At 44.5% G+C, this 15,276-nt stretch carries 13 protein-coding genes; 11 read left to right on the top strand and 2 right to left on the bottom strand.

Annotated elements, in window-relative coordinates; translation table 11 throughout:
* Positions 1–20 precede the first annotated feature (20 nt).
* The 11 genes from ACFVVF_RS13740 (at position 21) to ACFVVF_RS13790 (ending at position 13,108) form a co-directional block, all read left to right on the top strand.
* Positions 21–1,493 carry an arylsulfatase gene (locus ACFVVF_RS13740; protein ID WP_387810144.1) on the top strand — a complete coding sequence of 491 codons (1,473 nt, stop codon included), beginning with the start codon at positions 21–23 and terminating at the stop codon, positions 1,491–1,493.
* Positions 1,494–1,623: 130 nt separating this feature from the next.
* Positions 1,624–2,577 (top strand): formylglycine-generating enzyme family protein, encoded by a 954-nt coding sequence (locus tag ACFVVF_RS13745; RefSeq protein ID WP_387810147.1) that lies wholly within the window; start codon positions 1,624–1,626, stop codon positions 2,575–2,577.
* Positions 2,578–2,629: 52 nt separating this feature from the next.
* A complete protein-coding gene (locus tag ACFVVF_RS13750; RefSeq protein WP_387811463.1) occupies positions 2,630–4,297 on the top strand; it encodes a discoidin domain-containing protein in 1,668 nt (555 codons plus the stop codon).
* Between the two features lie 610 nt (positions 4,298–4,907).
* A complete protein-coding gene (locus tag ACFVVF_RS13755) occupies positions 4,908–5,714 on the top strand; it encodes an imm11 family protein (RefSeq protein WP_387810150.1) in 807 nt (268 codons plus the stop codon).
* A gap of 178 nt (positions 5,715–5,892) precedes the next feature.
* Positions 5,893–6,189 carry a hypothetical protein gene (locus ACFVVF_RS13760; protein ID WP_387810153.1) on the top strand — a complete coding sequence of 99 codons (297 nt, stop codon included), beginning with the start codon at positions 5,893–5,895 and terminating at the stop codon, positions 6,187–6,189.
* Between the two features lie 81 nt (positions 6,190–6,270).
* Positions 6,271–7,386 (top strand): GntR family transcriptional regulator, encoded by a 1,116-nt coding sequence (locus ACFVVF_RS13765; protein ID WP_387810156.1) that lies wholly within the window; start codon positions 6,271–6,273, stop codon positions 7,384–7,386.
* Between the two features lie 146 nt (positions 7,387–7,532).
* Entirely contained in the window at positions 7,533–8,825 is a 1,293-nt protein-coding gene (locus tag ACFVVF_RS13770) for an ABC transporter substrate-binding protein (protein ID WP_387810159.1), read from the top strand.
* A gap of 88 nt (positions 8,826–8,913) precedes the next feature.
* The gene (locus tag ACFVVF_RS13775; RefSeq protein ID WP_387810162.1) at positions 8,914–10,206 is read left to right on the top strand and encodes a glycoside hydrolase family 125 protein; all 1,293 of its coding nucleotides are present in this window, start codon (positions 8,914–8,916) and stop codon (positions 10,204–10,206) included.
* A 26-nt stretch (positions 10,207–10,232) separates the two neighbouring features.
* Positions 10,233–11,120: a carbohydrate ABC transporter permease gene (locus ACFVVF_RS13780; RefSeq protein WP_387810165.1), complete on the top strand. Its 888-nt coding sequence runs from the start codon at positions 10,233–10,235 to the stop codon at positions 11,118–11,120.
* A gap of 6 nt (positions 11,121–11,126) precedes the next feature.
* On the top strand, positions 11,127–12,011 hold the full coding sequence (locus ACFVVF_RS13785; protein WP_387810167.1) for a carbohydrate ABC transporter permease: 885 nt from the start codon (positions 11,127–11,129) through the stop codon (positions 12,009–12,011).
* 35 nt (positions 12,012–12,046) lie between these two features.
* Positions 12,047–13,108, top strand: coding sequence for a glycoside hydrolase family 76 protein (locus ACFVVF_RS13790; protein ID WP_387810170.1), 1,062 nt, complete (start codon positions 12,047–12,049; stop codon positions 13,106–13,108).
* A 78-nt stretch (positions 13,109–13,186) separates the two neighbouring features.
* Here the strand turns inward: ACFVVF_RS13790 and ACFVVF_RS13795 are convergent, their stop codons facing one another.
* Both ACFVVF_RS13795 and ACFVVF_RS13800 read right to left on the bottom strand, forming a co-directional pair.
* Positions 13,187–13,456, bottom strand: coding sequence for a hypothetical protein (locus tag ACFVVF_RS13795; protein ID WP_387810173.1), 270 nt, complete (start codon positions 13,454–13,456; stop codon positions 13,187–13,189).
* A gap of 915 nt (positions 13,457–14,371) precedes the next feature.
* On the bottom strand, positions 14,372–15,172 hold the full coding sequence (locus tag ACFVVF_RS13800; protein ID WP_387810175.1) for an AraC family transcriptional regulator: 801 nt from the start codon (positions 15,170–15,172) through the stop codon (positions 14,372–14,374).
* Between the last annotated feature and the right edge of the window lie 104 nt (positions 15,173–15,276).

The following is a 15,276-nucleotide window of genomic DNA, read 5'->3' on the forward strand; positions in this document are numbered from 1 at the left end:
AAACTCAAAGGAGGGATCATATGAAGTCTAACGTTTTGTTCATTACTGTAGATCAGATGAGGGCGGATTGCCTTCACTTTCTGGGTCACCCCGTAATCGAAACGCCTAATTTGGACAATCTGGCGAGAACTGGCGTCACTTATTCAAACGCTTATACTGCTACTCCATCTTGCGTTCCGGCCAGAGCGGCTATTCTTACGGGAATGAGCCAGCAAAATCACGGAAGGGTCGGATACGAGGACAAGGTGCCTTGGAACTATGAACACACGATGCCCGGCGAGTTCGCCAAGGCAGGCTACCATACGCAAAGTGTCGGAAAGATGCACGTATATCCGACGCGCAGCCTATGCGGATTCCATAATATCGTTTTGCATGACGGGTACATGCATTACAACCGGGATCGTTCACAGTCATCTGCGCTTCAGTGGTGGGATCAAACTGACGATTATTTAACTTGGTTGAGAGAGCGGGCGGGATCGCAGCATGACATTATGGATCATGGACTTGATTGCAATGCTTCGACGGTTGCAAGACCGTGGCATCTGGACGAATCTCTCCATCCGACAAATTGGGCGGTTACCCAATCCATTGATTTCTTGAGACGCAGGGATCCAAGCAAGCCTTTCTTCTTATGGACATCGTTCGTGCGGCCGCATTCGCCGCTTGATCCTCCGCAGATATTTCTTGATCTTTACAACGGAATAGAACTGCCGGAGCCGCCGATAGGCGATTGGGCCCGGACCGATGACCCGGAACGTGACGGACTTAACCCAACCACCAATAGAGGCAACGTACATGAACGCATGCGCCGTAAATCCATGGCAGCTTATTATGCGTTGATTACCCATATTGACAATCAGGTTGGCCGTTTGCTGAACGCCCTATTCGAATTCGGCGTTAGTAAGGAAACGATCATTCTGTTTACGTCCGATCACGGCGACTTATTGGGGGACCATAGGTTGTACCAGAAAAGATTGCCTTATGAAGGAAGCGCTAAGGTGCCGCTCATCCTTAACGACCCGACAGGCAAGTTGAATCTCGTCCGCGGAAAGCAGGTGGACGGTGTCGTAGAACTGAGAGATATTATGCCAACTTTACTGGATGCAACCGACGTTCCGATTCCAGAATCGGTTGATGGAAAGAGCATCATTCCTCTTGGGACTAGCGTAAGCGCGACAGAATGGAGGGATTACATCCATGGTGAGCATGCCTACTCTGAACTTTCCTATCATTACGTAACCGATGGAAAGGTCAAATACATTTGGTATTCCCAGACAGGTGAGGAGCAATTATTCGACCTTCGAGCGGATCCTAATGAGCTGCGCAACCTTGCGATGTCGGGGGAGCAAGCGGAGGTGCTGGAATGTTGGAGAAACCGATTAATACGAGAACTCACTGGGAGAGAAGAAGGGTACACAGATGGAGTAAATCTTATAGTCGGCAGAACACCGCAAGCTTGTCTGCAACATCTCAAGTCGAGTGTTGGACATTGATTTCGGAAAATCGAATGATTGCCCATGCAGCATTTTATTTTGGATTTGCAAACCAAGCGGACAGTCTAGCGAAGGATCTTTACGTTCATGTTGTTACTTAACTGCGCAGCTTCATAAGGGGGGGAAGAGTATGAGATCACACGGGAGCAAGGAGATTAAGCTATCTTCTTGTTGTTCTGCCTCCCGGGAATCGGCACGGTTTGGGGTGAAGACAGCTGCAGATACACCGAATGTAGTCTCTAATTACGCCGTACCTCAACTGCAGCGTGAAGGTATGTTGTACCTTCATGGGGGGACTTTTCTCATGGGTGCCGACGAAAAGGAAGGTTTTCCGGAAGACGGGGAAGGGCCCGTACGAGATACGACCGTTTCTCCCTTTTATATGGATGAAACAGCGGTTACGAATGAACGGTTCAGTCGATTTATTAATGAGACTGGATACATTACAGATGCTGAAAAGTATGGCTGGTCTTTCGTTTTTCATCTGCTTGTTTCCTCAGAGACTGCGAAGTTAGTTAAGCATAAGGTAACCGAGACACCGTGGTGGTATGTGGTAGAAGGCGCGAATTGGAGACATCCGGAAGGTCCGGATTCAGGTGTGGATAATAGGTATGATCACCCCGTCATCCATGTATCTTGGAACGATGCAATCGCATATTGCAATTGGGCTGGCAAACGATTGCCTAAGGAAACGGAATGGGAGTACGCAGCTCGCGGCGGACTTGTACAGAAACGATATCCTTGGGGAGACGAACTTGAGCCTGACGGAGAACATCGCTGCAATATTTGGCAAGGGGATTTTCCTTATCACAACACCACCAAAGATGGCTATTTGGGTACGGCACCCGCACGTTCTTATCAACCGAACGGATTCGGACTATACAATATGTCGGGAAACGTGTGGGAATGGGCGGATGACGCTTTCCACTCCAGCGGTGAGTCGAAATCGATGAGAGGCGGATCCTACCTATGTCATAACTCCTATTGCAATCGTTATCGGGTAGCTGCACGAAGTAAAAACACTCCGGATAGTTCATCTGGAAACGTAGGATTCCGTTGTGTTGCCGATGTAGATATCGTCTAAACTTGAAAGTTGATTAATTTAATTGGAGGAAGAGGATGATCATTTGAACAAGGTGCTTGTTAGTTGCCTTCTTTCGTTTGCTGCATTAGGTTTGACAATCTTTGCTGGCCATATTGATACTGCAGATGCTGCGCCGCCAGTTAACACTGAATGGCAATTACACGTGGAAGACAATTTTGAAGGCAGTTCTATCAACTTGAATTATTGGTATCCCAAATATTTTCCAAGCTGGCATCCGTCAACTCACAATTTCTCTAATCCTTCTTATGAGGTTTCCGACGGTACGTTAAAGCTCCGTATTCCTTTTAAGGGCTGGGGGAAAGATGCGACTGACAATAATTATGTCGTGAGCGGAATTGTATCCGCAAACCAAGACTGGCTGCCGTGGGGTACCGAAAGAGGATTTACAACAAAGAATATGACTCCGGATCATAGCGAGAAGGCGGGAAGCTATGCACCGCTATACGGATACTATGAAATCAGAGCCCGGGCTAATATCGGCGGAGGAGATCATATTGCCTGGTGGATAACAGGCATGCAGGATGACTTCAATGTAAATACGAAGAAGACGAATCAAAACGGTGAAGTAGACATTTTCGAAATACTCGGTAGAAACGGCGGAGAGTACCAGATAAATACACACAAGTGGGATGATCCGGGCATGCAAAGAATGAGCAGCAATGTTACACCTGCGGGATTTAATGTAGCTGATTGGCATGTTTATGGCTTTGAATGGCTGCCGGGATCAATGAAAATGTATTTGGATGGGGCAGTGATAAAGCAATTTAATTTTTCTCCCTCTTATCGAAGTGTAATGCTTCTTAGCATGTATGAGTCCGAAGATAATTCGTACTGGACCGGACCTTACGATCCGAGTACAGCATATCCTAAATACTTTGAAATTGATTATTACAAACACTATAAGCTTCCGGCTGACTATATCAATATTGCCTTAAATAAGACTGCATCTGCTATAAGTCAGAATACTCATACAGCAGCCATGGCTGCTGATGGAAATACTGGCACTTGGTGGTCTGCGGGCAACGGAAATGCGAACAATTGGTGGAAAGTAGATCTGGGCCAAGACCACGATTTAACCGGGAGCGAGATTGTTTTCATGAACGATACCTATGTATGGAAGTACAAGGTTGAAATCTCGCAAGACAACACCAATTGGACGACAGTATGGGATAGTACAGCCAATACAAGCACCGCACAAACGCAGACACACAGCTACAAGGCTACAGCAAGATATGTGAGAGTAATGGTCACCCAAACACCCGCATCTTTATGGACTGCTTTCAGCGAATTCAGAGTGTTTGGCACCCCAGTTAATATTGCCGTTAACAAGTCTGCTACAGCTATTAGTCAAAATGCGAACACCTCAGACAGGGCCGTAGACGGCAAAGCGGGAACATGGTGGTCTGCGGGCAACGGAAACCCTAATAACTGGTGGAAGGTTGATCTCGGGCGCAGCTATAATTTGACAGGAAGTCAAATCCAATTTCTCGATAATGACCGGCTTTGGAAATATAAAATAGAAGTATCTGCTGACGATGTCAACTGGACAACGGTTGCAGACAAAACTGCGAACACCAGCCAAACTCAGGTTCAGACGCACAATTATTCAGCAACTGGAAGATATCTAAAAGTAACCGTAACCGAAACTCCTCTGGGAGCTTGGACTGCTTTCAGCGAGTTCAGAGTGTTCGGAAACTGATTGTGTTTGTCGAATGAAAGACTTACTTTTTAGAATAAGACGTAATCCCTCTTGAATATAGGTCCCCCACTAAATTGAAAAATTGCTCTGACGATATCTACGATTATATTTTCGTTACCGTTCGTTATGTTCGGTCGGAATCAGCGTTATTAGCACTAAAGGATAATCAGAGCAAAAATATAGTAACATCATCAACAAAAAAACAGCCAGAACCCGAAAGACGGCAAGTAAAATAACAGTCACTTTAAAAGTGTATCTAAAGGCAATACAAAAAGCGGGCGTTGCAATTGATCCGCCAATGCTTAAGAGGGTGCTTAAGCTCCCAAACTTATTTTTGGATTATTTCTTTATAATATGGCTGCGAACTAGAATGGTTAGGGATATGATGCTGCCGGATTATGCGAAAAATGCTAATAAAGAGATTGTGCAGATGAGTAATGATTTAATGAAATTTTTAAGTCAAATGATATCAAAGCGGAAGTACAAGTTCATTAATTAATCACAGCCGAAAAGTCTTATGACTTTTCGGTATTTTGTTTATTAACCGGTAATTTCTACCGATTAAATAATAGATGACTTTTTTTCTAAAATTAGAATAGGAAGTGGAACGATGAAAGTTTGGGAAATCAAATCAGATCGAAGAAGTTTTACATATAATTTGGTTAACTTTAATGAGGATAAGGAACAACTCTATCGTACAGAAGAAGGAAGGTATCTTTTAGATTGGAAGCCTTTGAGAATGGAAGTTAGCAGAAAGGGAATAAAAAGTGATTTGCCTCATTTTACTCTTGGAGTACTTGTATTCTCTAGGAAGTCAGTCGATATATTGAATAACTACATAAATAAATATGTGCAATATTTATCAATTGATAATAATGAACATGTACTGGTGAACATTACTAACGTTGCTGACTGTGTTAATTATGATCGATCAACAAGCTTTAAAGATCGTCATGGTGAATTTGCAGGGTTTGATAAGCTTTATTTTGTGGAAGATAAATTGGAAGATCAGTACATTTTTAAAATTAAAGAGCATGTTCAAAGTAATATCTACGTAACGGATAAGTTCAGAGATCTTGTGCTCCAATCCAAGCTTAAGGGCTTTGATTTCATAGAAGTATGGGATTCGGAGATAACGGAAGAGATGGAGCAAGATAAACAAAAGAATTACGAGAATAGACTGCTCGAGATCGAGCAATATAAGGGTACGGAGTACAATTGGTCAGAAGCAATTGAAAAAGTGGAGACTGGTAAAGTAATGGCTAGTGGAGCATGGAAAATACAACAAAATGATAAAGGTATAATAATGCTTGGTCAATTGTTGAAGGACTTAACCTATTTATGGATCGACCCTATTTATTATCCTCCAATTTCACTAGATTTGAAATGGCATGAAGCAGAGGTATGTGAGATTTAACCAAAGAACTTTAATTGAACAATCTAAGAGCAGCTGCCAGGGCAGCTGCTCTTTTCTTTACGACCATAACTCACAATCTGGTACTAGAAAATGATGGTACTATTTTTAATTTATTGCTGTGCTACTCTGAGAACATGAGTGATTTGAAAATGATATCAATTATTGAGGAGGACAAGCCTTGAAGCTAGGGAAGGTGCTTTATATGATTGCTTGCGCTGGAGTGGGATTTGGATGTTTCATCGCTGTATTCTTTATCGCTTTCAATTTAGAGGACGGCTTTATGAGTCAAGATAATAAACCTTTGGCAGCTTTAGTAGCTGTTACAAGTTTATTTGGCCTTACCGTGTTCTTTTTTATAGGGAAAGCGATATTTAAATCAAATCAGTTTCTAGGTCCTGCCATTGCTATAATTATAATCAGTGCAATTTTTTCACTGCCCGCAATGGAATTGATTACAAACCTAATATACAATTAACTCGCGAATTTAATTATTTCTTGATCACTAAAATGATTTTAGGTATAGTTGATATATCATGATACATCAAGGGATGATGAAATGGACGGTCCATTGTATGAGCAAATCTATAACTACCTATACGAAAAGATTAAAAGCGGGGAGCTCCCGACCGGCAGCAGAGTGCCTTCCGAGAAAGAACTGGCAACCCAGTTTGGCGTTAGCCGAATAACCTCCAAGAAAGCGCTGGAGATATTGGCCTCCGATCATTTGATTGAGAGGGTGCAAGGAAAAGGTTCCTTTGTAGCGGAGCATATGCCTGATCGCAAGGAGAAGGAAAGTGAGAACAAATCCAGTCAACAGCAATGGAAGGTTATTGGACTGATTTTGCCTGACTTTGCCGATTCCTATGGACTACGCCTTATTCAAGGCGTCGAGGAGAGGAGCTCTGAGCTTGGCGGAAGAATGATGATGAAGCTCACTTATGACAAGCGGGAAGAAGAAGAGGCAGCGATCCGGTCGTTTCATCAAATCGGCGTCGATGGACTCATTATTTTCCCCGTGCATGGCGAACATTATAGCCCAGAATTCCTTCGGCTTGTGCTCGACAAATACCCGCTCGTATTTGTTGACCGTTACTTGAAAGGGCTGGCTGCATGTTCCGTCTATACGGACAATCGTTCTGCCTCCTACGACATTACGAAATATTTAATCGACCGCGGGCATACGAAGATCGGCTTTATTTCGCTTCCTGCCGAGAACACGTCAACGATCGAAGACCGAATTCTGGGTTATACAGAAGCATTAATCATGCACGGTCAGCAGCTGAATCCCCAGCATCTTATGACTAATTTATTCAGCTCTGTACCGCGTTCCTTTGAAGAACGCAACGTTCAAGTCGATTTTGAGAATGTCAAAACATTCGTTGAGCTGAATCCTGATCTTACCGCGTTTGTTGTTGCCGAGTACAATTTGGCATTGATTTTGAGAGAAGTGCTTCTATCACTGGGTAAAAAGATTCCTGAAGAATGCAGTATTGTATGTTTCGATTCTCCGCGAAGTCCCTTTCATAAATATTTATTTACTCATGTTAGACAAGACGAATTTGAGATGGGTAGACAAGCAGTTGAGCTTCTTCAGAAGCAGTGGGATTCGCAGGAGGTTCCTTTTCACAATACGGTTCCATATAGCATCATTAAGGGAGACTCAACTTTATAATCATAAAGATTCGTTAGGTGCTCGAAGAATTCGAGCATCTTTTTTTGTATTGATATATCATTATGGTTAAATAATATGTTGACATAATATCAAGTATCTAATATTATTTTATTTGAAAGCGCTTAATAACAACGAGGGGGATTGAAATGAAAAAATGGATCGTTATTGCATTATCTTGTTTCTTAATGGCTTCGATTATTCAGGGTTGCGGGAAGAACAACTCAGATACGAATGCAGGAGCAGGAAAAAAAGATAGCGGCAAACCAGTCGAGCTTACTTTCTGGGGTGATTGGGGCGGAGAAGGGCAAAAACAATTCGAGACGATGGTGGACGCGTTCAACAAGTCTCAGGATAAAATACGCGTAAAGTATGAGCTTCAGCAAGATATGATTACGAAGTTTCTTACAGCTTCAACTGCTGGAGCTTCACCTGATATTATGTTCTGGGATCGTTGGCGGACAAATCTGTATGCACCTAAAAATGTTCTACACCCGATCGATGAGTATATGGAACGCGACGGTATTAAGAAAGAGGACTATTACGATGAGGCGTTAAAGGAGTTAAGCTACGCCGATAAGCTTTATGGTCTTCCGTTAACGGTAGATGCGCGCGCATTATTCTATAACAAGAAGATGTTCGCCGAAGCTAATCTTCAGCCTCCGGCAAACTGGGATGAGCTGCAGGCTGCTGCCAAGAAGCTGACGAAATGGAACGGCAATAAGCTGGAAGTAGCGGGCTTTTCATTCAGCGATCCGGGATTGTTTAATCTGTACTTGCAGCAGGCAGGCGGGTCGATGATGAATGAGAGCAATGATGCAACCAATTTTAATAACGACAAAGGTCTAGCGGTATTGAATCTGTGGGACCGTATGCTCAATCAAGACAAAGTGTATAAAACTGGATTTGAGCAAGGTCTTGGCGAGGGCACCGATGCTTTTGTTACTGGCAAGCTTGCGATGCTCTATACAGGACCATGGATGTTGAGCACGTATAAGAAATACGGGAAAGAGCTTGATTACGGTGTCGTTGCCCCACCTAAAGGGCCGAACGGAGATCAAGGAAGCGTAATGGGCGGTTTCGGGCTTGTTATCGCGGAGGGCTCCAAGCATAAAGAAGAGGCATGGGAGTTTGTGAAATGGTGGCTTGCGAATAAAGACAATTACTTGATGTGGTCGAAAATGAGCTTGAACATTCCTGGCTACAAGCCTGCGCTTGAAGATCCGTTCTTCAAGGATGATCCGGACTGGAAGCCATTCCTTGAAACGCTTGAATTTGCGAAAATTAGACCGCAGCATCCGGGGTACTCAGTGATGGAAAATGATGCGCTGATCCCGAATATACAGCTTTTCTTAGAGGGCAAGCAGGATGCGGCAACTACGCTTAAGAAGGCTCAAGAGCAAGGTGATCGTCTGCTGAAAAATAACTCGGCAGTCAAATAAAAGCAGATACAGGGGCGGAGAGGGATTGCGGAAATCTCTTTCTGCTCCAATACACTAAATACAGATGAATGCTGGATGGAGGAAAACCATGAGTAACACTGCTTATCAAACAGAATCTTTAGATGAACTGATCGCTAGAGTGCAACAATCTCTCCCCGATCGCACCAAGACGCAAGCTATGTTCGCGTCATGTATACGGAATACGATTGATACAACCTTCAGCCGGCTTTCGGATGGCACAGCCTTCGTAATCACCGGAGACATCCCGGCTATGTGGCTGCGTGATTCTGCCGCTCAAGCCAGACCTTATATTTTGCTTGCCGAGAAAGACCCTCATATTAAAAGCTTATTGCTCGGAATTGTGGAAAGACAGTTCCAATATGTCATTCAGGATCCATACGCCAACGCCTTCAATAAGGATGCGAGCGGTAAAGGTCATCAGGCCGATAAAACGGCGATGACTCCGTGGATATGGGAAAGAAAATATGAGATAGATTCTTTGTGTTATCCGATTCAGCTCGCTTATTTGCTTTGGAAAAACACAGGGGAAACCTCTCAATTCAATGCGACGTTTAAGAAAGCTGCTAGTATCATACTTGATACTTGGACAATCGAACAAAATCATGAAAGCGATTCGGAGTATCGTTTCCAACGTGAAAACTGCCCGATTACCAATACATTGCCAAGAGAAGGAAAAGGAAGTTTGACTGCCCGGACAGGTATGACATGGTCAGGCTTTAGACCAAGCGACGATGCTTGCGACTATGGCTATCTTGTTCCTTCCAACATGTTCGCTGTCGTCGTTCTCAAGTATTTGTCTGAAATTGCTGAAACGGTATTGGGTGATGACGAACTGAAGACCAAGGCCTTGCAACTGGCACAGGAAATTGACTTGGGTATACATGATTATGGCAAAGTGGAGCACCCTGATTATGGGATGATCTACGCCTACGAGACTGACGGACTGGGAAATTACAATCTCATGGATGATGCGAATGTACCAAGCCTGCTGTCCATTCCCTATTTAGGCTACACGAGTGAGAACGATCCTCTGTATCTGAATACGAGACAATTTATTTTAAGCCCGGATAATCCGTATTTCTTTGCTGGTTCCGAGGCATCCGGCATTGGCAGCCCGCATACGCCAGATCAGTATATTTGGCATATCGCGATAGCGATGCAAGGGTTAACGACGACAGATGCCGCAGAAAAAATCCGTTTGCTTAACTTGCTGGAAAGTACGGACGCAGGTAAAGGAATGATGCATGAAGGATTTCATGCAGATGATCCGCTGCAGTTTACGAGAGAATGGTTCTCTTGGGCAAATATGATGTACTGTGAGCTTGTTCTGGACGTATGCGGCATTCATCTAGTGAAATAAAAACCTCTAAAGGAGGATAGAACAGCATGTTTCAAACCCGAAAATTAAACGGCCATCAAGCGAGAATCGCTTATTTGTTTATTACGCCGACTTTGCTGCTGTTTGCCATTTTTACTGTTATCCCCGTCATTATGGCTTTCTATTTAAGTTTTACTAATTATGACGTACTCAGTCATCAGGACTGGGTTGGATTAGACAACTACCGCAAACTGGTGAGCGATAATCTGCTGTGGCAAACCTTTCGCAACGTGTTTTACTATACGATTATTTTTGTTCCATTAAATATTCTGTTATCGCTGTCTGTGGCTTTGCTTTTAAATAGATCAGTACGGGGGATTAAGCTGTTCCGGACAATGAATTACGTGCCAACCCTGACATCGGCTGTTGCAGCCGCAACGGTATGGCTGTGGGTGCTGCATCCCGACTATGGTTTATTGAACGGATTGCTGAGCTTATTCGGTATTACTGGTCCGGCGTGGCTTGCGCAATCGGGCACTGCAATGCTGTCTGTCATTATGGTTACGCTGTGGCAGGCAATTGGCTCGAACATGATTATTTATTTGGCGGGATTGCAAGGCGTGCCTGACTTTTTATATGAGTCTGCCAAATTGGATGGCGCGAATGCGTTTCAAAGGTTTCTTTATATTACATGGCCTCAACTTCGGCCAACAACGTTTCTGGTCAGCACGATGGCAATTATCGGGGCTCTTCAACTATTTGACCAAGCCTTTGTCCTTACGCAAGGCGGGCCGGCAAATGCGACCAAAACGCCGGTATATCTCATTTATCAGCAAGGCTTTAACCAATTGCAAATGGGCTATGCTTCCGCTCAAGCGTTTGTCCTTGCTCTTGCTATTCTGATTTTTTCATTGATCAATATGAGGCTTTCCAAAGCGGAAGAGCCAATCGTATAGAAAGCGGTGAACGGTGTGAAATCCAATTCCTCAAAATCGCTAAGGGGCGTAGTGCTGTATGCCGTAGCGCTCCTTATCTCTGTGGCGATGTTTTTGCCATTTCTTTGGAGCGTAATTACATCATTTAAACCGGACGAGGAAATTTTCTCGGTGCCTATACGTTTCCTTCCGTCGAAAATAACTTTTGAGCATTATATAGCGGCCTTCGAGACGGTTCCTTTTGCCCGTTATTTTATGAACTCCTTTTATTTGGCCGTGATGGGGGTATTAACGAATCTTTTCTTCGGCTCGTTGAGCGGCTATGCATTTGCGAAGCTGTCGTTCCGGCTGAAGCAGCCCATATTCCGTGTCTTGCTTATGGCCATGATGATTCCTGGTATTGTTACCATGATTCCGAGCTTTTACGTCCTGATGAAATTCCCGTTTCTAGGAGGGAATGACTGGATGGGTTCAGGAGGATACGGTCTCGTTAACTCGTTCTGGGCGATTATTCTTCCTGGAGCATCCGGTACGTTTGCTGTATTTTTCATGAGACAGTTTTTTCTGACCTTGCCGAGCGACATGATGGAAATGGCCAGAATTGAAGGGGCTGGGGAGTTTCGTATCTTTTTGCGAATCTATCTTCCGCTTACGAAGCCGGCTTTGGCAACTCTCGGGATCTTTACATTCCAGGCAGGGTGGAATGCTTTCCTCTGGCCTATGATCGTGCTGAACGATCCAATGAAGCATACGATTCAAATGGGATTGCAGGCCTTTTCCTATAACCATCAGACGGACTTCGGCCCCATGATGGCAGGCGCGATTATTGCGATTTTGCCTATTCTAATTCTATTTATATTGCTGCAAAAATACTTTGTGCAAGGCATCGCCTTTAGCGGAGTCAAAGGTTAATTTCGTTTAAAAGATGAGCTTTAGGAGGACTGAAAATGACTAAATATGCTGCAAGGGCCGACCTTGCACAGCAGAAGCTTCATGAACTTTTTTGGAATCCTGATATTAATATGTACAACATTGAGACGCCTTGTCCGGATGGAAGCTGCAATACTATCTTTCATTACTGGTGGATGGCGCATGCGGTAGACGTGCTGGTTGACGGTTATGTCAGGACAGGCGATAACGAATATCGCACAACATTGTCTAATTTGTATGACGGCTTGCTTCAGCGCAATGGCGGCGCTTGGCCGAATGAATTGTATGACGATATGGAATGGATGGCGCTGGCATGGCTGCGGGCATACTCTGCGACGGGGGAAGAGAAATACCGGAAAGCCGTTCATGAATTATGGGAAGATATCAAAACCGGGTGGAACGACAATTTGGGCGGAGGCATTGCCTGGAGAAAAAGCCAGCTCGATTACAAAAACACGCCGGCTAATGCTCCCGCTATTATTTTAGCTATGCACTTGTACAAGGCCTTTGGCGATTCTGAGGATTTGGAATGGGCCAAAAAAATATATGCATGGCAAAAAAATACGCTGGTTGATCCCGAAAATGGCTTTGTGTGGGACGGCATGAATAGAACAGGTGACGGAATGATAGATAAACATTGGGAGTTTACCTATTGTCAGGGTGTTTTCATAGGAGCGGCTCATGAGCTGTACCAGGCGACGGGCCAGCAAAGCTATTTAGACGATGCGGCTGCAACGGCCAGCATTACGATTAAGAAGCTGACAGATCCGCAAACGCACCTGCTTCCGGATGAAGGGAACGGGGACGGGGGGTTGTTCAAAGGCATATTCGTTCGTTATGCAGCCGGCTTGGCAGCTGATTACCCGGAGCAATTTTCCTTTGTAACTGAAGTTTTATTGCAAAATGCTGAACGGATGTGGAATGAAGGCCGTGATGCGGAAAATACGTTGTTTGGCCCAGCATGGAACCAGACTCCAGGAGAAACAGTTGAGTTAGGTACTCAAATTTGCGGTGTCACCTTGCTTGAGATGACAGCCAAATTGGAGCGCGCCGGATTATTGGGGAATTTAGAGAGCTAAAGTATAGCATTATAGTGAAAAAAGCAGCAAGCAGCCGATGACGGCTGCTTGTTTGCGTTCGAAGAAGCTGGAGAATGTTTATTTTTTCGATAATTGATTGAGCTGTGCGGATAAGTAATCAATTTGTTTTTGCATATTTGACATTTTCTCATCTTGAGTCCGTTGGTTTTCTTGGTCGAGAATGTCGCTAACAGCGAGTTCTTCCAGAGCTATTACAGCTGCGATTGTCGTTATAAAATCCCCTAATGTAGTAACGGCGCTGCCTATGAGGGCGAGTTTAGCTGCATTATTTTCAGATTTATTGAAAGACTGTCCCATGTCCATAGGTTCCGCTTTAGTTTTACTCAATGCTTCGCCTCCTCATGACGCATAGACGTATAGTGTGATCTTGATGCCCCCGAAACGGAGGTTTGTTACGAGGCTGCAGGAGTTCATCTCGTTGTTGATTCATTAATATACAAATATGCTCAAACCGGGCAGCGTGTGTATACCGTCCAGAAGTGGAGTTGTGGCAGCATAGTATTTTGTATGTCATATCCTCATATGACTCCAACGAAGCAGGTTCGCAAATTTGCGAATCGATCTTCGCTGTGGAGCTTGATTTTCGTGGGTGGGGGACGCGGAACGAACTTAATTTCGCTACTCGCGAACCTAGGTTCATGGATAGAGAAAATCAGTTCGCTGTAGCTCTTGGGTGCTGCGTCAGAGGAGTAAAGAGCGAATTTGCCTTCGCAAATTAGCGAAAGGGATTCGCTATATAAATAGAAGGGGGCGTCGTACAGGACCTGGTTGATGAGCCAGTTGGGGAATGCAGTTAATACAGTCGAGTTGTGCCTGCGCGTCCATCACAATTGGAGGCGATAGCGTTAAGGTTTCGATTTTAGCGAAGAAGGTTCGCAAATTTGCGAATCGATCTTCGCTATTGGGTTTGATTTTCGAAGGTGGGGGACGTGGAACGAACTTAATTTCGCTACTCGCGAACCTAGGTTCATGGATAGCGAAATTAAGTTCGCTTTAGACGGTACTCTGTAACAGCAGAGCGGAAAGAGCGAACTTGCCTTCGCTAAATAGCGAAGCAGATTCGCTCTGCGTTAGGTTTGTTGGTTTGGCGATATGATAGATATATCGCGAAGTCGAACCACTGCTGCAGCAGAAAGTTACTTTCACTTCATAGCATTAGCATACAGCGGGGTTAGCTTCACGAATTGTGAAGCCAACCCCGCCTGCGTCTATTACCTAAATTTGCGTACGCTCCCACAAACCTCACTCCAGAACGCGATACCGTTGTTCCCTATAGGCAGTCGGCGAGGAGCCGATCACTTTTTTGAACATTTTGGAGAATAGCAGCGGGTCGTTGTACCCGACGGAGTGCGATACGTCCGTGATGCTCAGCGCAGGATTCACCAGCAGGTCGCATGCTTTCTGAATGCGGAACTGCAGCAAATACTGCTGCGGTGAGAGCCCGGAGCTTTCCTTGAACAATGTAGATAAATAAATCCGGTCGATGCGGATGAACTGGGCCAGGCTGGAAATTGTTATTTTCAGGCTGTAGTTCGTATGGATGTAGTCCATCGCTTTGCGAACGTATACATCTTTGGCCCGAAAGCTGCGCGGCGTTTGCCGGTCAGCAAGGAGCAGGTCTGTCCATTCCGCCAGCAGACGGAATAACAGGCTTTGACAGCGGAGCTGGCCGTTCAGGTCGCCGGTATCCATATCCGTTAATTCTTCCAAATAAGCATCTACCTTATGCAGCGATGAGAATGAGAAGATCGGATGGTCGGCCGTTAACTGAACTTGATCCAGCAGCGGCTGTACATCATCCCCTGTAAAAGCAAACCACGAATACACCCACGGATCATCATGGTCTGCTTTCATATAACAAACGGTATCGGCGAAGACAAGAAAGCCTTGGCCTTTCTCTAGGGCATAGGTTTTGTCATTGAACCGATAGATCCCTTTGCCCTTATGAATGAACATAATTTTATATTGCTCTTTGTAGCCGGGTCCCCAATAGTAGCCTGGTTCGCAATCTTGCTTGCCATGATACTGATATTGAATATTCAATGGGATGATCTCCTTTAACGGGTAAAAATATAACATAATGACATGTAATCATTACATGCCGACATTTAATAGACTTGATAGAGTCGCATATAATTAGGGAGACA

Source organism: Paenibacillus sp. NPDC058174 (assembly GCF_042883865.1).
Taxonomy (GTDB): Bacteria; Bacillota; Bacilli; order Paenibacillales; family Paenibacillaceae; genus Pristimantibacillus.

Bases quoted from the DNA above. Each gene is read 5' to 3' on its own strand.
- ACFVVF_RS13770 (WP_387810159.1), top strand. From the start codon at position 7,533: ATGAAAAAATGGATCGTTATTGCATTATCTTGTTTCTTAATGGCTTCG.
- ACFVVF_RS13765 (WP_387810156.1), top strand. From the start codon at position 6,271: ATGGACGGTCCATTGTATGAGCAAATCTATAACTACCTATACGAAAAG.
- ACFVVF_RS13745 (WP_387810147.1), top strand. From the start codon at position 1,624: ATGAGATCACACGGGAGCAAGGAGATTAAGCTATCTTCTTGTTGTTCT.
- ACFVVF_RS13775 (WP_387810162.1), top strand. From the start codon at position 8,914: ATGAGTAACACTGCTTATCAAACAGAATCTTTAGATGAACTGATCGCT.
- ACFVVF_RS13740 (WP_387810144.1), top strand. From the start codon at position 21: ATGAAGTCTAACGTTTTGTTCATTACTGTAGATCAGATGAGGGCGGAT.
- ACFVVF_RS13790 (WP_387810170.1), top strand. From the start codon at position 12,047: ATGACTAAATATGCTGCAAGGGCCGACCTTGCACAGCAGAAGCTTCAT.
- ACFVVF_RS13755 (WP_387810150.1), top strand. From the start codon at position 4,908: ATGAAAGTTTGGGAAATCAAATCAGATCGAAGAAGTTTTACATATAAT.
- ACFVVF_RS13780 (WP_387810165.1), top strand. From the start codon at position 10,233: ATGTTTCAAACCCGAAAATTAAACGGCCATCAAGCGAGAATCGCTTAT.